The organism is Neoaquamicrobium sediminum (genome assembly GCF_040970315.1).
Taxonomy (GTDB): domain Bacteria; phylum Pseudomonadota; class Alphaproteobacteria; order Rhizobiales; family Rhizobiaceae; genus Aerobium; species Aerobium sediminum.
In genome coordinates, this window is sequence record NZ_JAZHFV010000002.1 from 43,230 (window position 1) to 66,464 (window position 23,235).

Annotated in this window: 22 protein-coding genes and 1 tRNA gene; 19 read left to right on the top strand and 4 right to left on the bottom strand. The window is 61.1% G+C overall.

Translation table 11 applies throughout. From position 1 onward, the window contains the following. Nucleotides 1–18: 18 nt before the first annotated feature. The 9 genes from V1479_RS05495 to V1479_RS05535 all read left to right on the top strand — a co-directional run bounded on the left by V1479_RS05495 (nucleotide 19) and on the right by V1479_RS05535 (nucleotide 9,746). Nucleotides 19–1,320 carry a tyrosine-type recombinase/integrase gene (locus V1479_RS05495; RefSeq protein WP_368802037.1) on the top strand — a complete coding sequence of 434 codons (1,302 nt, stop codon included), beginning with the start codon at nucleotides 19–21 and terminating at the stop codon, nucleotides 1,318–1,320. After that, on the top strand, nucleotides 1,295–2,059 hold the full coding sequence (locus V1479_RS05500) for a hypothetical protein (protein ID WP_368802038.1): 765 nt from the start codon (nucleotides 1,295–1,297) through the stop codon (nucleotides 2,057–2,059). Before V1479_RS05495 ends, V1479_RS05500 begins: the two co-directional genes overlap by 26 nt. Nucleotides 2,060–2,110: 51 nt before the next feature. After that, on the top strand, nucleotides 2,111–2,326 hold the full coding sequence (locus V1479_RS05505) for a helix-turn-helix transcriptional regulator (protein WP_368802039.1): 216 nt from the start codon (nucleotides 2,111–2,113) through the stop codon (nucleotides 2,324–2,326). A gap of 11 nt (nucleotides 2,327–2,337) precedes the next feature. Further along, nucleotides 2,338–2,814: a helix-turn-helix domain-containing protein gene (locus tag V1479_RS05510; protein ID WP_368802040.1), complete on the top strand. Its 477-nt coding sequence runs from the start codon at nucleotides 2,338–2,340 to the stop codon at nucleotides 2,812–2,814. Between the two features lie 3 nt (nucleotides 2,815–2,817). Continuing rightward, nucleotides 2,818–3,930, top strand: a complete 1,113-nt coding sequence (locus V1479_RS05515; protein WP_368802041.1) for a tyrosine-type recombinase/integrase — start codon at nucleotides 2,818–2,820, stop codon at nucleotides 3,928–3,930. A 29-nt stretch (nucleotides 3,931–3,959) separates the two neighbouring features. Then, nucleotides 3,960–4,487, top strand: a complete 528-nt coding sequence (locus V1479_RS05520) for a hypothetical protein (protein WP_368802042.1) — start codon at nucleotides 3,960–3,962, stop codon at nucleotides 4,485–4,487. 74 nt (nucleotides 4,488–4,561) lie between these two features. Then, nucleotides 4,562–6,358, top strand: coding sequence for a site-specific DNA-methyltransferase (locus V1479_RS05525; RefSeq protein ID WP_368802043.1), 1,797 nt, complete (start codon nucleotides 4,562–4,564; stop codon nucleotides 6,356–6,358). Further along, nucleotides 6,358–8,958: a DEAD/DEAH box helicase gene (locus tag V1479_RS05530; protein WP_368802044.1), complete on the top strand. Its 2,601-nt coding sequence runs from the start codon at nucleotides 6,358–6,360 to the stop codon at nucleotides 8,956–8,958. The genes V1479_RS05525 and V1479_RS05530 overlap by 1 nt, the downstream gene beginning before the upstream one ends. A gap of 11 nt (nucleotides 8,959–8,969) precedes the next feature. After that, a complete protein-coding gene (locus tag V1479_RS05535) occupies nucleotides 8,970–9,746 on the top strand; it encodes an RES family NAD+ phosphorylase (RefSeq protein WP_368802045.1) in 777 nt (258 codons plus the stop codon). 120 nt (nucleotides 9,747–9,866) lie between these two features. Here V1479_RS05535 and V1479_RS05540 read toward each other — a convergent pair. The 3 genes from V1479_RS05540 to V1479_RS05550 all read right to left on the bottom strand — a co-directional run bounded on the left by V1479_RS05540 (nucleotide 9,867) and on the right by V1479_RS05550 (nucleotide 13,000). Next, nucleotides 9,867–9,943, bottom strand: a tRNA-Arg gene (locus V1479_RS05540). A gap of 121 nt (nucleotides 9,944–10,064) precedes the next feature. Next, nucleotides 10,065–11,552, bottom strand: a complete 1,488-nt coding sequence (locus tag V1479_RS05545; protein WP_368802046.1) for a sensor histidine kinase — start codon at nucleotides 11,550–11,552, stop codon at nucleotides 10,065–10,067. Nucleotides 11,553–11,569: 17 nt separating this feature from the next. Next, nucleotides 11,570–13,000, bottom strand: coding sequence for a dihydrolipoyl dehydrogenase family protein (locus V1479_RS05550; RefSeq protein WP_368802047.1), 1,431 nt, complete (start codon nucleotides 12,998–13,000; stop codon nucleotides 11,570–11,572). Nucleotides 13,001–13,304: 304 nt separating this feature from the next. Between V1479_RS05550 and rpmH the strand changes: the two genes are divergently transcribed. Genes rpmH through yidC form a run of 3 tightly spaced genes read left to right on the top strand, consistent with a single transcriptional unit; the run spans nucleotide 13,305 to nucleotide 15,652 of the window. Continuing rightward, nucleotides 13,305–13,439: a 50S ribosomal protein L34 gene (gene rpmH, locus V1479_RS05555; RefSeq protein WP_011579721.1), complete on the top strand. Its 135-nt coding sequence runs from the start codon at nucleotides 13,305–13,307 to the stop codon at nucleotides 13,437–13,439. A 56-nt stretch (nucleotides 13,440–13,495) separates the two neighbouring features. After that, nucleotides 13,496–13,807, top strand: a complete 312-nt coding sequence (gene rnpA, locus V1479_RS05560; protein ID WP_421928671.1) for a ribonuclease P protein component — start codon at nucleotides 13,496–13,498, stop codon at nucleotides 13,805–13,807. A gap of 9 nt (nucleotides 13,808–13,816) precedes the next feature. Continuing rightward, entirely contained in the window at nucleotides 13,817–15,652 is a 1,836-nt protein-coding gene (gene yidC, locus V1479_RS05565; RefSeq protein ID WP_368802048.1) for a membrane protein insertase YidC, read from the top strand. Nucleotides 15,653–15,710: 58 nt separating this feature from the next. Here the strand turns inward: yidC and V1479_RS05570 are convergent, their stop codons facing one another. Continuing rightward, nucleotides 15,711–16,355: a TetR/AcrR family transcriptional regulator gene (locus V1479_RS05570; RefSeq protein ID WP_368802049.1), complete on the bottom strand. Its 645-nt coding sequence runs from the start codon at nucleotides 16,353–16,355 to the stop codon at nucleotides 15,711–15,713. 93 nt (nucleotides 16,356–16,448) lie between these two features. Here V1479_RS05570 and V1479_RS05575 point away from each other — a divergent pair, with 93 nt between their 5' ends. From V1479_RS05575 to V1479_RS05605, 7 genes are all read left to right on the top strand, one after another. Beyond that, the gene (locus V1479_RS05575) at nucleotides 16,449–17,288 is read left to right on the top strand and encodes a Rossmann-fold NAD(P)-binding domain-containing protein (RefSeq protein WP_368802050.1); all 840 of its coding nucleotides are present in this window, start codon (nucleotides 16,449–16,451) and stop codon (nucleotides 17,286–17,288) included. A gap of 5 nt (nucleotides 17,289–17,293) precedes the next feature. After that, on the top strand, nucleotides 17,294–17,779 hold the full coding sequence (locus V1479_RS05580; protein ID WP_368802051.1) for an anthrone oxygenase family protein: 486 nt from the start codon (nucleotides 17,294–17,296) through the stop codon (nucleotides 17,777–17,779). A gap of 103 nt (nucleotides 17,780–17,882) precedes the next feature. Further along, nucleotides 17,883–18,527 (top strand): CatB-related O-acetyltransferase, encoded by a 645-nt coding sequence (locus V1479_RS05585; protein WP_368802052.1) that lies wholly within the window; start codon nucleotides 17,883–17,885, stop codon nucleotides 18,525–18,527. Between the two features lie 10 nt (nucleotides 18,528–18,537). Continuing rightward, nucleotides 18,538–19,194 (top strand): ribosome biogenesis GTP-binding protein YihA/YsxC, encoded by a 657-nt coding sequence (gene yihA / locus V1479_RS05590; protein WP_368802053.1) that lies wholly within the window; start codon nucleotides 18,538–18,540, stop codon nucleotides 19,192–19,194. A gap of 149 nt (nucleotides 19,195–19,343) precedes the next feature. Continuing rightward, a complete protein-coding gene (locus V1479_RS05595; RefSeq protein WP_368802054.1) occupies nucleotides 19,344–20,381 on the top strand; it encodes a BMP family protein in 1,038 nt (345 codons plus the stop codon). Nucleotides 20,382–20,536: 155 nt separating this feature from the next. After that, on the top strand, nucleotides 20,537–22,066 hold the full coding sequence (locus V1479_RS05600) for an ABC transporter ATP-binding protein (RefSeq protein ID WP_368802055.1): 1,530 nt from the start codon (nucleotides 20,537–20,539) through the stop codon (nucleotides 22,064–22,066). Further along, nucleotides 22,056–23,105: an ABC transporter permease gene (locus tag V1479_RS05605; RefSeq protein ID WP_368802056.1), complete on the top strand. Its 1,050-nt coding sequence runs from the start codon at nucleotides 22,056–22,058 to the stop codon at nucleotides 23,103–23,105. The genes V1479_RS05600 and V1479_RS05605 overlap by 11 nt, the downstream gene beginning before the upstream one ends. The last annotated feature ends 130 nt before the right edge of the window (nucleotides 23,106–23,235 follow it).

The window sequence follows — 23,235 nt, forward strand, 5'->3', positions numbered from 1 at the left end:
CAGGAAAGGGCGGGGTGAATGGAAAAGATCAAACTGACCAAAACCGTGGTGGCCAAAGCGGTGGCGAAGCCGTCACGGTATAGCCTGTTTGATACACAGGTGCCGGGGTTCGGTTTGCGGGTTTTTCCTACGGGCGCGATGTCTTGGATTTTCGAGTACCGGCCCGGCGAGGGCGGAAGGCGCGTTGCCAAGAAGCGGATTACTATCGGCAAGGTGGATGATTTCACGCCGGAAGTGGCACGCAAAATTGCCGATGGCTATCGCGCGATGGTGCGAACCGGGCACGATCCGCAAGGGGAGAAGGCACGCCAGCGAAAGGCACTAACAGTTTCCGAACTCGCCACAGCGTTTCTGTCCGATCATGTCGATGCCAAGCGCAAGGCCAGCACGAAGGCGCATTATGAAGACGTCCTCAATCGCCTGGTGGTGCCCAAGTTGGGCCAACTCAAAGCAAAGGATGTCACGCGCGCCGATATTGCGCGACTGCATCTGGCGAGCCGGAAGACACCATTTCAGGCCAATCGCATTTTGGCCATTGTCGGCTCGATGTATGGGTTCGGAGCCAAGCACGGGCTTGTGCCTGACGATTTGAACCCTGCCCGTGGTGTTGAACGCTACAAGGAAGAAGGTCGGGAAAGGTATTTGTCTGGGGAAGAACTGGAGCGGCTTGGTGCAGCCATTCGGGAAGCTGAAACCACGGGCATTCCCTGGAAAATCAACCCGGCCAAAAAGACCAAGCATGTACCCAAGGAGCGTCAGGCAACCGTCATTGGCGAACATGCGGCAGCGGCGCTGCGGCTCTTGATCTTTACGGGCGCGCGTGTTGGCGAAATCCTGACCCTAAAATGGGAACATGTGGATTTCGAACGCGGGCTTCTGCGCTTACCCGACTCCAAGACCGGGCAAAAGACGATCATTCTGAATGCGCCCGCCATGGGCGTCCTCACCCACCTGACCCGGGCTGGCGTTTACGTCATTGCGGGCGACAGTGTCGGCAAGCCGGATGAAAAACCCCGATCCGATCTCAAGCGCCCGTGGTCGATGGTCCGTCGCCATGCCAAGCTCGACAGGGTAAGGCTGCATGATTTACGCCACAATTTTGCAGCCTTCGGGGCTGGCGGAGGGCTTGGCCTGCCCATAATTGGCAAGTTGCTTGGCCATTCCCAGCCGCAAACCACCGCGCGCTATGCGCATCTGGACAATGATCCTTTGCGTCGAGCGACGGATTCGATTGGCGCAACTCTCGCAAATGCTATGGGCGAGAAGCGCGAATCGGGCCAAGTTATCTCACTAGATGGACACGCCGCACCAAATCGATGATCGTCGCCAGTTTGGTACATTAGAAGGATCGGGCTGGACGCCTGAAACGCTTGAGTATTGGCGCAATCCAGCGACGGAAAATTATGTGGCTCTTCGCCGCGCCAACCCTGATGCGGAAATAGAAGTTCGTACCAATGGCGGCATAGACCAACTTTTTGCCGTTGAGGATGAGCTAAAAAGCTACGAAATTGATCCCGACCTTTTTGTTAGCGTTTTCGATGCCAACCAGGAAGCGATAAGTTATTTTGCGCTTTTCTTCATGGAGAAGATAGCAGAGGCAAAGGCGTTGCGAGCTGCCGGTGAGACACATCTGGTCCGTCGAGGATTAGTGGTTCCAGATAAACTCATTGATTGGTTTATTCGATGCGCGCTGGACGCGGCAAGCTTCTACGGGACGCTTGAAATCAATCGTGACTTGATCGTTCTTATCAAAGAGCGGCTGGGTGGTCCTGTCGTCGAGTATGAAAATAGGACCCGCACCAAAGAGCAGAAGCTAAATGCATCATGGATTGGCGGTCAGATGTTGGCCCGAGGCCAAGTGCCTTCGATCCGGGCAGTTGCTCAACTTATGAATGTTGCGCCTAGCACGGTAATGCGCTGGTTCAAGGACGGAGAATTTGAGGCCGTGTGCGAAAAGTGGCGTGCACACTTCAACGCGGATGGAAGCTCCCGGCCGCTGGAAATGAACGCAACAAAGCCGTTGCAACCAAATGAACGTGCGCAACGGCAAGACGGCTGACAGTTTTCGCCTTACCCCCGGGCTTTTCCGGTAGTTGCACAAGGCGATACAATGTCTTCTCAGACCACCCCCCCACAGCGGCCCAAACTGCGCACCCGCCAAGCCGCCGCCTATACAGGATTGGCCAAATCCACCCTTGAGAAACTGCGCTGCAATGGCGGTGGCGCACCCTACATTCGGATTGGCCGCATTGTTCTGTACGATCCCGACGATCTCGATACTTGGCTTGCCGCCCACAAGCGGCGCACCACTGCTAGCGATTGCTAGGCAGTCGCCACATGCGCAGGGCGAAGCCGAACTGGCGCGCCGTCAAACGGCATCGAAGCTACACCGTCGATGAGGCGGCGCGCGCGACAGGGGCTTGCAAGGGGACCGTGCGACGCTGGCTGAAGAGTGGCCTGCCCGCGATCACCGACCAACGGCCGGCATTGATCCTTGGCGAAGAACTGATCGCATTCCTGGATCGACGCAAGCGTGACCGACAGAAATGCCAGCCGCACGAGTGCTTTTGCTTTTCCTGTCGCCGACCGCGCGCGCCGGCTTTCAACGCGGCCGAATTCATCCCCATGTCGGCGTCTAGCGGCAATCTGAGAGCACTCTGCGAGGAATGTCTAACCGTCATGCACAAGCGCGTCGCGGTGGCAAAAATCGACCCGCTTAGGGCGATCCTCGACGTCACGATCATGCAGGACGACCAACACCTAAGAGAGATGCCGAATCCCTGTCTGCATGTTCACTTGGGAAAGAAGGGCTGATCCATGCGCAAGCATCATCCGAAAAACGAGCGTATCAAGCGCCGTTATCTCGCCTATCTGGAAGAGGCCAAGCGCCTGTCGTCCGCAAGCGTCGACCAGGCGGCGGCGGCAATCGCGCAGTTCGAGGCCACGACCAAATGGAAGGATTTCGCACGCTTCCACATCGAGCAGGCGCGCGCCTTCAAGCGCGAACTCGGCGAACAGACCAACGCGGCGACCGGGCGGCCGCTGGCGAAAGCCACGATCCATTCGCGGCTGATGGCGTTGAAGGCGTTCTTCCAGTGGCTGGCGAGCCAGCCAGGCTATCGGCGCATCGGCTACAGCGACGCCGACTATTTCAATCCTTCGGCCAATGACAGCCGGATCGCCACGGCGAGGCGGGAAAGGTCGGCCCCGAGCATCGACCAGGTGCGGCATGTCCTGAATTCGATCTCCATCGAGAGCGACATCGACCGCCGCGACCGCGCGCTGATCGCCTTCGCGCTGCTTTCAGGCGCGCGCGACGACGCCATCGCGTCGCTGGCGCTTCGCCATGTCGACACCGACCGACGCACCGTGTTTCAGGATGCGCGCAGCGTGCGCACCAAGAACCGCAAGACCTTCACGTCATGGTACTTCCCGGTCGGCGACGACATGGAGGCGATCGTCTCCGACTGGATCGCACATCTGAAGGGCAATCTCCTGTTCGGGCCGGATGATCCGCTGTTTCCGGCGACCCGCGTTGCGCCCGACGCAGACGGTCATTTCGGCCCGGCTGGCGTCGACCGCATATTCTGGAAATCCGCCGACGCGATCCGCCGCATCTTCCGTCAGCGCTTCGAGGCGGCGGGACTTGCCTATTTCAACCCGCATTCGTTGCGCACGACGCTGGCGCGGCTTGGCGAAGCGGTCTGCCGGTCGCCTGAGGAATTCAAGGCCTGGAGCCAGAACCTCGGCCACGAACAGGTGCTGACAACCTTCACCAGCTATGGCGCGGTAGCAGGCCACCGGCAGGCTCAAATATTCGAAGCGCTGCGCAACGGCTCAAAGCGACCAGTAGGTGAAAGAGAACCCGATCTCACCACTATCGCAAACATCCTCCGCCAGATTCACGATAATACTCTCCAGAGACGCTGATCCTATCCTATGCTATTTTTGATGCCGGGATGATCGAGGCTCTGGGGACGACACTCATGCTTGCTGAATTGGTTGATGAATTCCTTTCCGGCCCGCTCGAACTTTGGTGCTGCGAGATCGAAAAGCCAGAAGCAGACTCGTTGATCGGAGCAATCCAGATTGCGACGCTGTCTATTGATCACCGTGGGAGACGTCATCCGCATCAATGGCGCATTCCGCTTTCAGTCTTGGAACGGCTGCGCGATGCACTGATTGGCCGTGCCGAAGAAATCAGGACCAAGACAAGTTTCTCCAGCCTGCATGCACTCGTGGTCGCGGAATGCCTTGGCATCCGGGGTGCTGGCGAATTGCTGGCTTACGATGTGGCGTTCCGCATAGGCCTGTATCTCGGCTTTGAGCCGCAGAAAGTCTATCTGCATGCCGGCACACGGACTGGAGCGCGGCGTTTGGGGCTCAATGGGGCTGCAGTAAGCTTGTCGGAGCTGCCACGCGAATTGCAGCGCTTGCAGCCGTGCCAAGTCGAGAACTTTCTTTGCCTTTACGCCAACAAGCTATGATCGACCGGGTTGCGCTCTGGACCTAGCTTCGATCCTATGCTGCGAACTCAAGTGATTTGCGAGGACAGGGCAGCGTGACGGAACTCAGCTTCAAGGGCAAGGAATTCGTCTATAACCATCACCTTGCCGTGCCCTTCCGGCCACTGGAAATGCACCCTGAAAAGGGGATCGGGCAAGCCCGGCTCGACGGCAATCTGATTGTGCAGGGCGATAATTTGCACGCGCTCAAATCGCTATTGCCGATGTATGCGGGCAAGGTGGACTGCATCTTTATCGACCCGCCCTACAATACCGGCAATGAGGGCTGGGCCTATAACGACAACGTCAATTCGCCGATGATCAAGGAATGGCTCAACGCCAACCCCATCGGGATCGAAGACGGGCTACGGCACGACAAATGGTGCGCGATGATGTGGCCACGGCTGCGGCTGTTGCATGAATTACTGGCGGACGACGGAAGCATCTGGATCACGCTTGATGACAACGAAGCGCAACGCGGGAGACTGCTTCTCGATGAGATATTCGGCTCTCAAAACTTTGTTGCCAATTTTGTGTGGCAGTCGAAAGATACACCCGGTAACAATAGCTCTGGCGTGGCAGAAACCCATAATCACCTCATCTTTTATCGGAAGTCCGATAGCTTTTCTCCGAACTTGCTGGATCGAACAGATGACCAGATCGCAAACTACACCAATCCCGATAAGGATCGGCGCGGCGTCTGGTTGGGATCGCCCCTGACGCGGGCAGAGCATCGAGATCGCGACTTCTACGCTATCCCAAACAAGGCGGGACGCATGGTGTTTCCCCCCAAAGGAAGCTCGTGGCGAAGGCCACCTTCCACTATGAGGTGGCTGGCAGAGGATGATCGGATTTGGTGGGGTGTTTCCGGTGACGCTGATTTTCCGCTCGAAAAGAAGTTTCTGGTTGAAACAAAGGACGGCGTGGTCAATCAAACGTGGTGGCCGTACGAGTTTGCAGGTAGCACTCGCAACGCAGGTGCCCAGCTAAAGGCAATTTTCGATGGCGAAAAGCCATTTGAAACGCCAAAGCCTGTGCAACTCATTCAACGGGTAATCGAACTCGCTACTCGTCCCAATGCGATTTTTCTTGACTCCTTTGCCGGTTCCGGCACCACCGCCCATGCGGTGCTCGACGCCAACAGGCGCGATGGGGGAAGCCGCAAATTCATTCTCGTCGAGATGGAGGATTATGCCGAGCGGCTGACCGCCGAGCGGGTGCGGCGCGTGATCAACGGTTATGAATTTTCCGGCACGCAACGCACCGAACTGTTGCGCGAAAAGCTTAACTGGCGGGCAATCGAAAAGGCCGATGGTCTGGTGGAGAAAGTGCAGGGGATCGAGAACCTGCACGGGCACGAATTCGACAAGATCAAAAAGGAAGTCAAAGACGGTGAGTTGATCGTCACCGGGGAAAAATCGGTCAAGGACAAGACCGAAGGCTTAGGTGGCGAATTTACTTATTGCACGTTGGGCGCGCCGGTTGAACTCGACAGGATTCTCACCGGGGAGACCCTGCCAACATATGAGGCGCTGGGGGCGGTGCTGTTCCACATGGCCACCAATCGCGCCTTCGATCCCAAGGGCATGGATGAAGCCGCCAGCTATCTTGGCGAGACCGAAGGTGACTATCTGTGGCTAATCTACAAGCCTAAACTCGACTGGCTCAAATCGCCTGAAGCTGCCCTGACACTCGACAGGGCCAGAGGGTTTGCCGATGCCAAACCCAAGGGCAAGAAGCATCTTGTCTTTGCCCCGGCACGCTATGTGAGCCAGAAGCTTCTGAACGAAGAGAATATCCCGGTCGAATTCGTGCCCCTGCCTTATGCGCTCTACCGGATCGAGCGGGCATAATGTCGGGCTTGCGCGAACTCGACTATCAGGACCGGGTGCTCACGACGTTCGATGCGTTTCTCGATGCGCTGGGCGAAGAAAAGGTCAAGGCCGACAAGGTGGCCGAACTGGCACGCCAGCAACCCGATCTCGATCTGGCGATACCCGACTTTCCGGCCAGGGCATGGGAGAAGCTGAAGGCTGACAGCAAGCTGCCCCAGAGTCGCGCGGACATTCCCTATTCATCACGCCGAAGCGGATCGGGCCAGCCGGTGCCCAATGCAGTGCTCAAGGTGCCGACAGGCGGCGGCAAGACGTTTCTCGCGGTCAATGCGGTCTCGCGCATCCTTGGGCGCTATATCAATCGCAACACCGGCTTTGTGCTCTGGATCGTGCCCAACGAGGCGATCTACACGCAGACGCTCAAGCGCCTCAAGGACCGGCAGGACCCCTACCGGCAGGCGCTGGACCGCGCGGCGGTCGGGCGTGTCAGGATCATGGAAAAGTCCGACCCGCTGAATGCGCGGGACGTCGAGGGCCAGCTTTGCGTCATGCTGTTGATGCTGCAATCGGCCAACAGGCAGACCAAGGAAACCCTGAAGATGTTTCAGGACCGGGGGGACGTGCACGGCTTCATGCCACCCGAAGGCGACCAAAGTGCCCATGCCGAACTGATCGGCCAGGTTTCCAATCTCGACGCCTACAACGACATTTTCCCGATGGTGAAGGATTCGCTTGGCAATGCCTTGCGGATCATCCGGCCAATCGTGGTTCTCGACGAGGGGCACAAGGCCATTTCACAACTGGCCCACGACACGCTTTATGGGTTCAACCCGCTTTTCGTGCTGGAACTGACAGCGACCCCTCAGGACGTGAAGGGCAAGGATGACGCTCCGGCGCGGCACGCCAACGTGCTGGTGGAAATCACCGGCATCGAACTGGACCGCGAGGGCATGATCAAGATGCCCCTCAATCTCGACGCGCGGCAGGGCACCGACTGGAAGGCCACGCTCAATGTGGCGGTGGACCGGCTCAACGCGCTCGATGATGAGGCCAGAAAGCTCCGCGCCAATACCGGGCGCTATATCCGACCGATCATGCTTGTGCAGGTGGAGCGCACCGGCGCCGATCAGCGCGATGGCGACCATATCCATGCGCTCGACGTCAAGGATCGGCTGTTGGCGCTGGGCTTCGATGAAGCGGAAATCGCGATCAAGACGGCAGAAGTCAACGACCTCAGCCAGCCCGAAAATCAGGACCTTCTGTCGCCAACCAACAAGGTGCGCGCGATCATCACCAAGCAAGCCTTGCAGGAGGGCTGGGATTGCCCATTCGCATATGTGCTTTGCGCCCTGGCGGCCAGTACCGGCAAAAGCGCCCTGACTCAGCTTGTCGGGCGCATATTGCGCCAGCCGCATGCCACAAAGACCGAGGTCGATCCGCTCGACGAATGCCATGTGATTACCCACCACGCGGCCACCGGCGATGTGGTCGCGACTATCAAGAAGGGTCTGGAAGGCGACGGGCTGGGGGATCTGGTACTGAAAGTCGCTGATGGTGGCCAGGATGGGCCACCGCCGGGCACGGCGCGCAGGATCGAACGGCGCAAGGATTTTGCAAGCACCCGGATTTATCTGCCCCGCGTGCTTCGGATTGAGGGGGCGGTGGTGCGCCCGCTCGACTATGAAACTGACATTCTGGCGGCAATCGACTGGCGCGGCTTCGATGCTGCAGGCATTGCCGACACGATCCCGGAAAATGCTCAGCCGGTCGCCAACCAGCTCCAGCGCATATCCCTGACGGAAACCAAAGAACATTTCGCGCAACAGACGGTTTCCGTTCTGGCCGATGGCATTGCATTCGATCCGTCCTATGCGGTGCGCAACATTTCCGACATCGTGCCCAACCCATTTGTGGGGCGGGAGATCGTCGAAAGCGTCTTGGCCAGATTGGGCGCACGGGGTTTCGATGCCGACAGGATCGGGCAGCTTGGCACCCTGATCATCGAGGAACTTCGCAAGGGTCTGGACAAAGAACGCGCTGCCCGCGCCGAAACGCTGTTCAGGCAACAGGTGGCCAACGGCGTAATTCAGTTTCGGCTAAGGCTCGATGGCCGCAACTGGCAGATGCCCTTTGCGGTGGAAACCAGCGAACCGGAAGGAGCAAGGACGCTGGCGGGCAAGGATGGCGGGCCGCTTGAGAAAAGCCTCTTCTCGCCAGTTTATGAAAACGAACTCAACAAGGACGAACGCGCCGTGGCCGTGCATCTTGATGCCGAAGAGGCGCTAGCCTGGTGGCATCGTAACGCGGCGCGCGCGCATTACGGATTGCAGGGCTGGCGGCGCGCCATGATCTATCCCGACTTCATCTTCGCGGTGAAACGCGAAGGCGCTGGCGCGCGGATCACCGTCTTGGAAACCAAGGGCAACCAGCTCGACAATCTCGACACCGCCTACAAGCGCGACGTGCTCAACGTGCTATCGGAAAACTTCGCCTGGGACGCCACCGCCCCGGCTGGCACACTGGAGCTTGTGCAGGACAATGGCGAAACGGTCGAATGCACGCTGATCCTGATGAGTGAATGGAAGACCAAGCTTCCGGGGCATTTGCAGGCGACTTAGCGGAATCCACAATGACAGAATTCGACACTTGGAGGGCATATTCGAATTTCGAGCGTGAAGTGACTCGGGATCGCCGCTTCATCCGATCCGACACAGCCGAACGGTTTCTGAACTCCGTCCGAATTTCATGCAAATCTCGCCATTCGCGGATTTCGAATCGACGCAGGCTTTGGCGTGCGCAGCAAGGTCACGGCTGGCGCTATGAAGAGCAGATCAATGACTACTTGCCCGCAGCTTTTCCCAAGGATCGGATGCTACCTTTGACCGATCGCGCTATGGAAGGTCGTGCCAACCCACGCGGAATTCCGGTGGTATATCTTTGTACCAACAAGGATGCCGCAATGAGCGAAACGCGTCCGTGGCTTGGTTCTTATGTATCGCTTGGTCTGTTCCAAACGACCCGCGACCTCCGGCTAGTAGACTGCACGCGTGACCACCAGAGCCACACGGCATTATTCATTGAGGAGCCACCCGCCGACCAGCGTGATGCTGCGGTTTGGGCTCAGATTGATAGAGCATTCACCAAGCCGGTCACCCGGAGTGATGACACCGACACTTATGTGGCGACGCAAATCTTGGCGGAATTGTTTAAGCACGAAGGCTTCGACGGCATATTGTATGGGAGCGCGTTTGGAGAGCGATCCACCAATGTCGCGTTATTCTCTCGCGACAGCGTCGAGCTGTTAATGTGTGAGCTTCACGAAGTTACTGGCGTGAAGCTCAATTTTCGCGAGCGAGACAATCCCTATTTCGTACGTTCGGTTAAATCGCGAGCGACCAAGAAATAGAACTGTCCAATTGGCCCAAATTTAATAGTCGGTGGCGACCCGGTGGCGACCCGGCAAAAAAGCAATGCGGCACACTGAAGGCGCGCATTCTATAACCAAATGATTTCATTGAAAGAAAAGTGGCGCGCCCGAAAGGATTCGAACCTCTGACCCCCAGATTCGTAGTCTGGTGCTCTATCCAGCTGAGCTACGGGCGCGCAATGGGCCGGGAGACCGGCCAAACCGCAACGACAATTGATCGCCGCGTTTCGTGCGGCGTTCCTAGCCACTCATCGCGAGAATTGCAAGCGGCCCGTCGCAAAACTTTCATCGGATTGTTCAGGCCGGCCGTCGCAGCGCATCGCGCGCTGCGTCGAGGTCGACAGGCTGGTCGGGAATGGTGATCGAAAAGACGGTACGGCCGCCGCGGCTCTCCATCAGTTCAAGTGTGCCGCCATGGGCGCGCACCAGCTCATGGGCGATCGCCAGGCCAAGCCCTGTGCCGCCGCTGCGCGCCGAACCACGAAACGCGGTAAACAGGTGTTCGCGGGCCTTGGGCGGAAGGCCGGGACCGGTATCCTCGACGAGTATCCGGCATATCGTGCCGGTCCGGTCCGCATGAACCGAAAGGCGCCGCACCAGCGTTCCTTCCTGCTCGCCGGACATCGCCTGAATGGCATTGCGCGACAGGTTCGAAAGAACCCGGAAGAGCTGCTCGGAATCGGCGTCGATCTCGAAATCAGGCTCAACCGCGTTGACGAATTCGATTCCGGCGTCCGGATCGATGCCGAGCAGTTCGTTGACTTCGTCGACCAGTTGCCGCAGCCGCAGCCGCCTGCGGGCCGGCGGCGCTTCCTGTGTGCGGCCATATGAGAGCACGCCGTTGGAATAGGAGACCGCCCGGTCCAGCGCGCGCACCAGCCTTGGTGCGACACGCTGCGCGGTCGGGTCCATCACCTTCGCCAGCCTGTCCGACATCAACTGCGCGGCAGCGAGCATGTTGCGCATGTCATGGTTGATCTTGGAAACGGCGAGACCCAGATCGGCCAGATGCTTCTGCTCACCGAGCGTGCGCTGGAGCTGGCTCTGCATGGCGGCGAGTTCTCGCTCGGCAACGCCGATTTCATCCTCGCGGGCGTCCGGCCGGATGATCCGGGCGGGATCGTCCGGAGCCTCGGCGAACTCCAGCATCGAGCGCGTCATGGTGCGGATCGGGCGGATCATGATGCGGTTGATGGCATAGAAGACCAGCATGGCCGTGCTCAGCGACAGGACCAGCGAAAGAAGGGCGACGTTGCGCGCATAGACAAGAAGAGCGTTGCGAAGCTGGGTATCTCCGATCAGGAGTTCGAACTCGGTGTCGCTGTCGCCCACCGGCCCGAACACGCGCAGAACGCGGTTGCCGCCGAACAGGGCAGTGTAGATCGCCTCCTGCATGGCCATCAGCGGAGGCGTGTTGGCGAGGTCGACATGCACATCCACCTGCGGCGGCATCGCCGTCACCACCAGAAGCTGGGACGCACCCTCGGCACGCACAGCCACAGCCTTGGCGCCGAGCGCGATCAGCACGTCATCCTGCACCTCGCGGGACAGGCTTTCGGGATCGCTCTCCATCAATACGATGCCCACGGCAGCAGCCGTGGCTAGGCGCTCCTCAAGCCAGCGCAGCCGGAAATTCGCGATGGACGGCAGAAAGATAAGCACCTCCGCCAGCAGAACGAACAGGATCGTCAGCAGCAGCAGCTTGGTCGAAAGACCGCGTGACAGCGGCACCTGCTGTCCGGCGCGGCTCTGTTCCGTCTGGTCCGTTTCGCCGTTGAGCGGCAAACCAATCTCCCTATCGCCTAGCCGGAGCCGCGCAGCATGCCTGTCAACCGTTGCATGATCGACGCACGGCGCTTACCCGCAAAATACGCCGAGGCCGCCCGTTTGCCAATTTCCCCGAATGACGGGTAGGCGGGCAGATAGGATGACATGTCGTCTGCTGTAAGGCCTCTGGCCAAGGCCAGCGTCCAGACGCCGATCAGTTCATTTGCCTCGGACCCGACCATTGTCACGCCCAGTATGCGTCCGGGCTCGTCGCAGATGATCTTGACGAAGCCAACGGTGCTGCCTTCGGGCTGTGCCCGGTCATTGTCTGCATAGGCGGAGCGCAGGACGCGGATCGACTTGTGCTGGCGGCGTGCCACGGTCTCGGTGAGGCCGACGCTGGCCAATGCTGGTTCCGTGGCGATCACGCGCGGCAGGAGCAGTTCGTTTGCCTGCGCCGTGCCTTTGCCAAGGATGGCATCCAGCACGATTTCGCCCTGGCGGGCGGCCGCATGGATCGACTGTTGTCCTCCCGTCACGTCGCCGATCGCGTAAACCTTGCGGTTCGTCGTGCGCATCCGGTCGGAGACCTTGATGCCGTTCTCGTCGAAGCCGATGCCGGCCATTTTGAGGTCGAGTTCCGCGGTCGCGGGACGGGTATCCGGAAGTATGAGAAGCTGCGTGCCGTCAACGATTTCTTCGCCTCCGGTCTCGCTCCCAACGTAAAGGCGCACGCCGCTTCGGCCTTTTCGCTCGATCCGGGTGGCGGTGGCGCTTTCGCGCATGTCGAGGCCCTCGGCCCGCAGCTCACGCAACAGGATCGATGCTGCCTCCGGATCCTGCAGGGCAAGCGAGACTGGTGTGCCGACGACTGTGACCTGAGATCCGAGCCTGGTGAATGCCTGTGCCAGTTCAAGCGTGGCATGGCCTCCGCCGGTGATCAGCAGGCGGGCAGGGCGCCGCGTCAGGGCGAAGATTGTCTCGACCGTCAGGCAGCCAACCTCGTCGAGGCCGGCGATCGGTGGCATTTCCGGTTGTGCCCCGGTGGCCACGACAAAATGCCGCGCCCTGATTTCGAACGCGCCGGCCTCGACTGTCCGCCGGTCCTTGAAGCGCGCGTGAGCCGAAACGATACGTACGCCCAAGGCACCAAGCCGCTCGTCGGACATGTCCGGGGCGGTTGCAGCAGCTGCGTGGCGTACATGGCGCATCACATGGCGGAAATCGATCTCCGCTTCGCCCGCCGTGACACCGAAATGCGGCGCACGCCGTATCGCATGCGCATGAGCCGCGGCCGTACAAAACGCGCGGACGGCTACGATTGGATGGCCGATATGGGCCTGTGCGCCGGCGCTGCCCACGAGTACGACTGTTGCACCGGCTGCGACAGCCTTCGTGGCGATCGCACGGCCGGCTGCTCCCGCGCCGATGACACAGATGTCGGGTTTGAGAATCTGGGTGGCCAAGGGGCTGGACCTGTCCTTTCGGGCATTATTCCGCATGCCCGCCTGATACGGCTGGCGGCATTTCGCGACCCCTGCGCGTTCTTACGATGGAGCGGCAGCTCGCTGCAAGTATCGGCAATGGACTAAGCTGCCGCCGGACGCCGGTGCGCATTATTGACACGATCCCGGCACATCCCTATAAGCCCGCTCACGCTCGGACCCAAGGTCCGGCGCAGCCTTGTGCTGTGCATGAACCGGTCGGGCGGACGCTCCTGCTCATACAGAGACAGATCCAAGAAGGGCCGCACCCCGCGGTATTAAACAAATGAAGCGCACCTACCAACCCTCGAAGCTTGTTCGCAAGCGCCGTCACGGTTTCCGTGCACGCATGGCCACCAAGGGCGGCCGTGGCGTGATTGCCGCCCGCCGCAACCGCGGCCGTAAGCGGCTGTCGGCCTGACGTGGCCGCAGGCCGGACAGTTGTCGAACCGGCCAACCGGCACATCACCCGGGCGCTTGAAGAAGCGCTCGGAATTTCTGGCTGTCCGGCGGGGCGAAAAGCGCCGCGGGCGGCTGTTCTTGCTTGAAGTTCTCGATCGCGCGGACGACGCGCCGCCCCGCTTCGGGCTGACGGTCACGAAGAAAGTCGGGAACGCTGCGGTGAGAAACCGCATCCGAAGACGGCTTAAAGAAGCCACGCGCGTGCATGCCGGTGGTGACATGTCGACCGGCAACGACTATGTGATCGTCGGGCGGCGCGAGGTGCTCGCAGTCCCCTTCGACGATCTCAAGCGAGAACTTTCCCGCAGGATACGCGGCGCGCGGTAAGGGAACCGTATGGAAAACAATCGTAACTTCTTCATCACGATCGCGCTTTCCGTGCTGATTCTGGTGCTTTGGCAGGTGTTCTATATGAACCCGCGCATCGAGGCGCAGCGTGAAGCAGCCCGCATCGAAGCCGAGCAGCAGGAACAGGCGCAACCGTCCGCGACACCGCAGCCGGGCCAGCAAACGGCCGCCGACAATGCCGACCTGCCGGGCGGCGAGGCGCCTTCGGGCGGTGTGCCGGGCGCCGGCGGTGGAGTGGCAGCGGGCTCCAGCCGCGCCGACGCGCTGGCTGCTTCGGGCCGTGTCGCCATCGATACGCCGCGCATCTCGGGTTCTCTCAGCCTGACCGGCGCGCGGATCGACGATCTGATCCTCAAGGACTATCGCACGACCGTCGAGCGCAACTCGCCCAACATCGAATTGCTCAATCCAGCGTCGATGGCCGACGGCTACTATGCCGAGGTCGGTTATATCGGCAACGAGTCCGTCGGTTCACTGCCAGGCCCTGACACTGTGTGGACGGTCGAGGGGCAGCCGACGCTGACGCCCGAGGCGCCTGTTACGCTGACCTATACCAACGACCGTGGGCTGACATTCGCACGCACCATCGCCGTCGATAGCAACTACCTGTTCACGGTCTCCGATACGGTGACGAACGAAAGCGGCGAAGCGATCTCGCTGTCCAACTACGGACGCGTCGCACGCATCGGAACGCCGAAGACCGCAGGGTTCTTCATCCTGCACGAGGGTCTGATCGGTGTCACCGGCGAGGAGGGGCTGCAGGAAATCAAGTACAGCAACCTCGTTGACGACCGCCAGATCGTGCCCGGCAAGTCGCAGGACGGCTGGCTCGGCATCACGGACAAGTACTGGGCCGTGGCAATGGTGCCCTCGGGCGCCCAGCCTTTCCAGCCGCGTTATGCCTATTTCGACGATGGCCGCATCCGTTTCCAGGCGGACTACCTGACCGACCCGCTGGTGGTCCAGCCCGGCCAGTCGCAGACGGTCGATACGCTGGTCTTCGCCGGCGCCAAGGAAACCGGCCTGATCGATGCCTATGAGGAAGACCGCCAGATCAGGCAGTTCGACCTCTTGATCGACTGGGGCTGGTTCTACTTCATCACCAAGCCGATGTTCTACCTGATCGACTGGCTGTTCCGGGTGCTCGGCAATTTCGGCCTCGCAATCCTGGCCACCACCGTCATCGTGAAAGCGATCTTCTTCCCGCTCGCCAACAAGTCGTACAAGTCGATGGCGAACATGAAGAAGATGCAGCCGAAGATGCTGGAAATCCGCGAAAAATACGCGGATGACAGGATGAAGCAGCAGCAGGCGATGATGGAGCTCTACAAGACGGAGAAGATCAATCCGATCGCCGGCTGCTGGCCGGTGCTGATCCAGATCCCCGTCTTCTTCGCGCTCTACAAGGTGCTCTACGTCACCATCGAGATGCGGCATGCGCCGTTCTTCGGCTGGATCCGCGACCTTTCGGCGCCGGACCCGACGTCGGTGTTCAACCTGTTCGGCCTGCTGCCTTACGACGTGCCGTCGTTCCTGATGATCGGCGTATGGCCTCTGATCATGGGCGTCACCATGTTCCTGCAGATGCGCATGAACCCGACGCCGCCCGATCCGACACAGGCGATGATCTTCAACTGGATGCCGGTGGTCTTCACCTTCATGCTGGCGACATTCCCGGCCGGCCTCGTGATCTACTGGGCATGGAACAACACGCTCTCGATCATCCAGCAGGGCGTGATCATGAAACGCCAGGGCGCCAAGATCGAGTTGTGGGACAATCTGATGGGCTTGTTCCGAAAGAAACCGAGTCAACCGGCGGAATAGCCGGCTGCCCAACTACCAACGGCCCGCCTTGCGCGGGCCGTTTTCGTTTCGATGCCAGTCAGAGCGCGGACAGTTCCCGGTCCGCCATCCGCTTGAAACCATCGACGATCGCCCGTCCTTCATCGGGCGGCATTTGCAACGCCATGCGCATCGTTGCCTCGCCAAGATGCATGATCAGGAAGGCGGAGGTTGAGACCGTCTCGGCGTCGGCATCGGGCTTGAGCGTCATGATGGCTTCGGCGAGCAGCGCACCGTTACGACGGCTTTCGGCGAGTTCCAGCGCGGCCAGCGACTTGTCGGTCTGCATCGCCCCCCAGATGTCCCGCATGACCGGTTCGGCGAGGAAGATCGCGTAGTACTCGTCGATCAAATCGGCGAATGAGTTGCGCAGGGCCATCATCTCCTGCGCGCCGGCCAGCCCGTCCTCGATGCACTGTCGGCTTTCCGCATGAGTGCGCTCCGCCAGCACCCGAACGATCGACGCCTTGTCTGGGAAGAACTGATAGAGCGAGCCGATCGGAACCCCCGCACGTGCAGCGATGTCGCTCATCTTCATGGCATCGCTGCCGCCTTGCGTAATCAGTTCCTTTGCCGCCTCCAGCATGCGCTCGTATCGCTCGCGGCTGCGCTTCTGTACCGGCTCGCGCCGCGGCGCGGGCGCCTCGGTCGCGGCGCCATTCTCCGACAGTCGGCCATCTATCATGAGTAGTCCTCATATTTTGCTTGACGCCCATAATACGAGGATGTATCACGTTTGCAAATGCGAGCAGTACTCATATTTTGAAGGAGAGATCAAATGAGTGGCATCAATGCAGGCAGCGGTCCGGTTCTGTTGATCGGGGGCAGGGGCAAGACGGGCAGTCGCGTGACCGACGCTCTGGAAGCCAAGGGGATTGCGGTCCGACTGGGCTCCCGATCCGCCACGCCGTCTTTCGATTGGCACGACGCAAGCACCTGGCCTGCGGCAATGGAAGGCGCAAGCGCGGCCTACATTACCTATTATCCAGACGTCACGGTTCCCGGCGCCGTTGAGGCGATCGAAGCTTTCGTCCGGCTTGCGCTTGATAGCGGCCTGCGTCGTCTCGTCTTGCTGTCGGGTCGTGGTGAAGAGGAGGCGATCCGTGCCGAACAGGTGCTCATAGGCTCCGGAGCGGACTGGACGGTGGTGCGCGCATCGTGGTTCATGCAGAACTTCAGCGAGAGCTTCCTCGCGGAGGGCGTCGTTTCTGGGGAAGTTGTCTTCGCCGCCGATGCTGTGCGCGAGCCCTTTGTCGATGTCGAGGACATCGCCGACGTGGTCGTGGAAGCGCTCACCGGTGACGGCCACGTGGGGCAGATCTACGAATTAACCGGCCCGCGCCTCATAACATTTGCAGAGGCTGTTGGGGAAATCGCGGAAGTGACGGGGCGGCAGATCCGCTACGTCCCGCTCAGTGTCGATGACTATGCGGAGGGCCTTAGGCAGGCAGGCGTCCCGGACGAATATATCGATCTGCTGGTGATGCTCACCCGCGAGGTTCTAGACGGCCGTAACGAGAGCCTGTCCGACGGTGTACGCCGGGCGCTCGGCCGCGAACCGCGCGACTTCCGGGACTATGCGCGTGCCGCTGCGGCATCCGGCGTCTGGAAAGGATGAATGCCATGAGCCCGATCATATATTCGACCACGGTGGCCGCCGCGGTCGGCGCGGGCCTGATGGGCGGCTTCTTCTTCGCATTCTCCAATCTCGTCATGCCTTCGCTGCGGCGGCTAACGCCGCAGGCCGGCATCGAGGCTATGCAGGTCATCAACGAGGTCGTGCTGAACCCGATCTTCTTTCTCGGCTTCTTCGGCACGGCGCTTCTGGCTTTGGTTCTGGTAGCTGTCGCGGCCATGAACTTTGCCGGGTCCGGCATGCCATGGCTGCTTGCCGCAGGCATAGCCTATCTGGCCGGGGTGATCCTGGTCACCGTGTTCTTCAACGTGCCGATGAACAACGCCCTGGCCGCGGTCGATCCGTCGAGCGCTGCCGGCGCAGCCTTGTGGGCCGACTATGTCGATCGCTGGACGATGTGGAACCATGTCCGCACGGTCGGCGGGCTGGTTTCCAGCGGCGCCTTCATTCTCGCCGTAAGGGCCGCCGCATGACGAAACGCAAGGCGCGGTAGCCCTCTTTGTCGCCGTGCCTTGCTCTTGGACTGGTCGCGATGGATTATTGCTCTGCGATCTGCAGCAGGATTGGAGAGCGTCCATGGAAGGAAGTGGCCCAAGACCCGAGATCAAGCATCCCATCCCGATGCACCCGCGCGTCGGCTTTCTCAAGCCACTAATCAATCGGCCCAACATCGAGATCGGCGACTTCACCTACTACGACGATCCCGACGGACCTGATGCCTTTGCCGAGAAGTGCGTGCTGCATCACTATGAGTTCATCGGCGACAGGCTGGTGATCGGCAAGTTCACGGCGATTGCCGAAGGCGCGCGCTTTATTATGAACGGCGCAAATCACGCCATGTCGGGTTTCTCAACCTATCCCTTCAACATCTTCGGCGGGGGATGGGAAGAAGGCTTCGATGAGACGACCTGGGAGCGCGAGCTGCGCGGCGACACGGTGATCGGCAACGATGTGTGGATCGGCATGGAGGCCGTGGTGATGCCGGGCGTGACGATCGGCGACGGCGCCATCGTCGCGGCCCGCTCGGTTGTCACGCACGACGTGCCACCCTACGCCATCGTCGCCGGCAATGCGGCGCGCGTGGTCAAGATGCGCTTCGACAAGCAGACGGTTCGTCGCCTTCTCTCTGTGGCCTGGTGGGATTGGCCGGTTGACAAGATCACCCGCAACCTTGATGCCATCCGCGGCGCCGACATTGATCGGCTCGAACGGTCGACATAAGGGAAGCGCGATGAACAACGATGCCGAGGACGCGACGCGCGACCTGTTCTCGCGCCCATGGGTTTTCATCCGCGGCGTTCCCTCGATGAAGTTCCTGCCACCGGAAGGGCCGGCGGAGATCGCGTTTGCTGGCCGGTCGAATGTCGGCAAGTCCTCGCTCATCAATGGGCTCGTCAGCAAGAAGGGCCTTGCGCGCACCTCGAACACGCCCGGCCGTACCCAGGAACTCAACTATTTCGTGCCCGACGGCTTCTCCGGAGAAAAGGGAGACCTGCCGCCAATGGCGCTCGTCGACATGCCGGGTTACGGCTACGCCAAGGCTCCCAAGGCTCAGGTGGATGCCTGGACGAAGCTCGTCTTCGACTATCTGAAGGGGCGAGTGACTCTCAAACGCGTCTATCTGCTGATCGACGCGCGCCACGGCGTCAAAAAGAATGACGAGGAGGTCATGGACCTGCTCGACAAGGCCGCCGTGTCCTATCAGATCGTCTTGACCAAGGCGGACAAGATCAAGGCGGCCGGCGTGCCGCGCCTCATAGAGGAGACGGCCGCGAAAGTGCGCAAGCGGCCTGCCGCCTACCCCGCGATCATCGCGACGTCGTCGGAAAAGGGCGAGGGGATGGACGAGTTGCGTGCGGCCATAGCGCTTGCGGTGGCCGGCGGCTGAGATGTTGCGGGGGGATATGCCCCTTCATCCAAGATTCTGCTGCAAAACAAGGCAGCTTGATTGCCGGGCCCATAAAATTCGCATAGCTTTGACCAAACGATAAAAAGACGGGATTCCAACAGAGTTTCGCGCCAGCCAGAGGTGGTTCAATGCCCAGTTTTTCAAACAAGTCCAGAACTTTGCCAGTTTCGCGCCGCGCCCTGCTGAAGACAGCGGGTGCCGGCGCTGCGCTCGGCCTCGTCGGCACCTTGCCGTCGCGGCTCTTCGCACAGGAGCCGCTCAAGGTCGCGGCCGTCTACACCGTGCCGACCGAGCAGCAGTGGGTGAGTCGTATTCACCTTGCCGCCAATGCCGCAAAGGAGCGCGGCGACATCGAATATGTCTATTCAGAAAATACCGCCAACAACGACTATGAGCGCGTCATGCGCGAATATTGCGAGGCCGGCCACAAGCTGATCCTCGGCGAGGTGTTCGGTGTCGAGGATGCGGCGCGCGACGTTGCCCGCGACTATCCGGACGTCGCCTTCCTGATGGGCTCCAGCTTCAAGGAAGACCCGTCGGTGCCGAACTTCGCGCCGTTCGACAACTACATCCAGGATGCGTCCTACCTGACCGGCTTGATCGCCGGCGCCATGTCACAGACCAAGAATTTCGGCATGGTCGGCGGCTACCCGATACCTGAGGTCAACCGGCTGATGCATGCCTTCATGGCCGGTGTGCGCGAGGTGGCGGCCGACGCGAAGTTCCAGGTCGCCTTCATTGGTTCGTGGTTCGACCCGCCGAAAGCTAAGGAAACCGCCTTCGCCCAGATCGATGCCGGCGCGGATGTGATGTATGCCGAGCGCTTCGGCGTGTCGGATGCCGCACAGGAGCGCGGCATCCTTGCCATCGGCAATGTCATCGACACCCAGGCTGACTATCCCGAGACGGTGGTGGCCTCTGCCATCTGGCATTTTGAGCCGACGCTCGACAAGGCGATCGAACAGGTCAAGGCCGGCAGCTTCACCGCGGCCGATTACGGGGTCTATTCCTTCATGAAAGAGGGTGGCTGCTCGCTCGCACCGCTCGGCACCTTCGAAGGCAAGGTGCCCGCCGAAGTGAAGGCGCTGGTGGCGGAGAAGGAAGCCGCCATCAAGGATGGAAGTTTCACGGTCGAAATCAACGACGAAGAGCCGAAATCGAGCTAGGCACCCGTTCTTCTCCTCGCTTGAAGAGAGCCTACCCGTGGCGCACACGATGATACCGCTTGGCGATGCTGACCGGTGTCATGGTGCGAGCGCAGCGAGCCTCGAAGGACGCACCTCGTCGATAACCGGCAGTTGGACTCTCTTGGTTTGGCTTCATGACCGCACCCGCCCTCCGCATTTCCGGCATCACCAAGCGCTTCGGGTCGCTCGTCGCCAACGATGCGATCTCGCTCGAGCTTGGGCAGGGCGAGGTGGTGGCCTTGCTTGGCGAGAACGGCGCGGGCAAGACGACTCTCATGAACATCCTCTTCGGCCACTATGTCGCCGATGAGGGCACGGTGGAGGTGTTCGGCGAGGCATTGCCGCCCGGTGACCCGCGCGCGGCACTGGCTGCCGGCATCGGCATGGTGCACCAGCATTTCACGCTGGCCGACAATATGAGCGTGCTCGAAAACATTGTGCTGGGCACGCAGAGCCCGTGGTCATTGCGGCTGGATCGTGCGCAGGCCCGGTCGCGCATCCGCGAGCTCTCGCGCGATTTCGGCCTCGCGGTCGATCCTGAGAGGCAAGTCGCAGCACTGTCCGTCGGTGAACGCCAGCGCGTCGAGATACTCAAGGCGCTCTATCGCGATGCCCGGATCCTTATCCTCGACGAACCGACGGCGGTGCTGACGCCGGGCGAGACGGATGCTCTGTTCGCCACGCTGAAGATGCTTGTGGCCAAGGGGCTTTCGATCATCTTCATCTCGCACAAGCTTCACGAAGTCATGGCCGTCAGCGACCGGGTGCTGGTTCTGCGCGCCGGGCGCATCGCCGGCGAGCGAACCACGCGCGACACGACTCGGCAGGAATTGGCCGCGCTGATGGTCGGAGAGGAGGTCCAGGCGCCGGCCGTTGCGCCGGTATCCCGGGGCCGGGCGTTGCTGACGCTCGACAATGTCTCCACATCGCCGCTGGGCGGCGGCAGCCGGCTGGATGGCGTGTCGCTCGCGCTGCACGAGGGCGTCATCACCGGGCTCGCCGGTGTGTCCGGCAACGGACAGGCAGCGCTTGCCGCACTTCTCGCCGGCACAGCCGTTCCGGCAGATGGCGTCATGACCATCAATGGCGAAGCCGTTTCAGGCTGGTCGCCGCGCGCTGCCCTTGCAAAAGGCGTCGCACGCATTCCCGAGGACCGTCACGCCGTCGGAACGATCGCCGATATGAGTGTAACGGAAAACGTGATTTCCGAGCGCTACCGCTCCGAGCGTTTCAGCAGTCGCGGCCTTGTCGACTGGAAGGCCGCGCGCGGGTTTGCCGAAACGCTCATCCGCGACTACGACGTGAAATGCCCATCGCCCGACACGCGCATTCGCTTGCTCTCCGGCGGAAATATCCAGAAGCTTATCCTCGGCCGTGCGCTCGACCCCGAGCCGAAGATCATCCTTGCCAACCAGCCGACGCGGGGCCTCGACGTCGGTGCTGTCGCCTACGTGCATGGGAGGTTGCTGGAAGCGCGGGCGAGGGGTGCTGCGATCCTGTTGATCTCGGAGGATCTCGACGAGATCATGGCCCTGTCCGACGAGGTGAGGGTGATGTTTCGCGGCCGCATTTCAGCCCCCTCGCAGCGCGGCGAGCGCTCCATAAGCGAGCTTGGCGAACTGATGGCCGGCCATGGAGTGGAGGCGGCGCCTCATGCGGCTTGAAGCCAAGCCCGCGCCGACGCTCGCCGTCACGCTGCTGTTTCCGCTCGGCGCCGTGGTCGTGACGGTCGTTTTGTCGTCGCTGCTGGTGCTGGCCGCCGGCGCATCGCCGTTCTCGGTGTTCGGCCTCGTGGTCAAGGGCGCAGCGGGCTCGCCCTTCGCGCTCGTCGAGACACTGACGCGGGCGACGCCGCTGATCTTTACCGGCCTTGCCGTTGCCGTCGCCTTTCGAGCCAAGCTCTGGAACATAGGTGCTGAAGCGCAGCTCTATGCGGGCGCCGTCATCACCGTGGTCTTGGGAACTGGCGCATTGCCGCTTCCCGCGCTCGTGCTCATCCCGCTGCTGATGATCGTCTCGATGGTTGCCGGCGGGCTGCTGCTGCTTGGGCCGGCGATACTCAAGACCCGCTTCGGGGTCGACGAGGTGGTGACCACGCTCCTGCTCAACTTCATCATGCTGCTTTTCGTCTCCATGCTGCTCGAAGGCGTGCTGAAGGACCCGGTGGGTCTCGGCTGGCCGCAGTCCCAGCGGGTCGTTGCGGAGGCGCGGCTGCCGCGTCTGGTTCAGGGCTGGCGGCTCCACGCCGGCTTCCTGATCGCCGTTCTTGCCGCCGTCGCCGTCTGGGTCGTCATGAAGAAGACGACGCTCGGCTACGAGATGCGCGCCGTCGGGCAGAACGCCGAGGCTGCGCGTTTTGCCGGCATCCCCGTCAACGGGGTGCTGATGAAGACCGCGCTTCTGTCCGGTGGGCTGGCGGCTCTCGCCGGTTTTTCCGAGGTCGCCGGCCTCAAGGGCAACCTGACGCTCGATCTGTCGCCGGGCTTCGGCTACACGGGCATCGTCGTTGCCATGCTCGCCATGCTCAATCCGCTCGGCGTGGTGCTGGCGGCGATCTTCGTCGCAGGCATCTTCGTCGGCGCCGACGCCATGAGCCGTACGGCCGGCGTGCCGTCCTACATCGCCGAGGTGATGGTCGCGACCGCGCTGCTGACCATGGTCGTCGCGATCATGCTGACGCGGTTCCGGGTGAGGTGGAGATGAGGCGAATGTTGGCGCTCTGCGTTGCCCCCCTCTGTCCTGCCGGACATCTCCCCCACGGGTGGGGAGATCGGCCGACCGTTCGGTTTTCGCCAATCGCCGGAATTGCAGAAGGAGCGATGGGCGTGAAGCT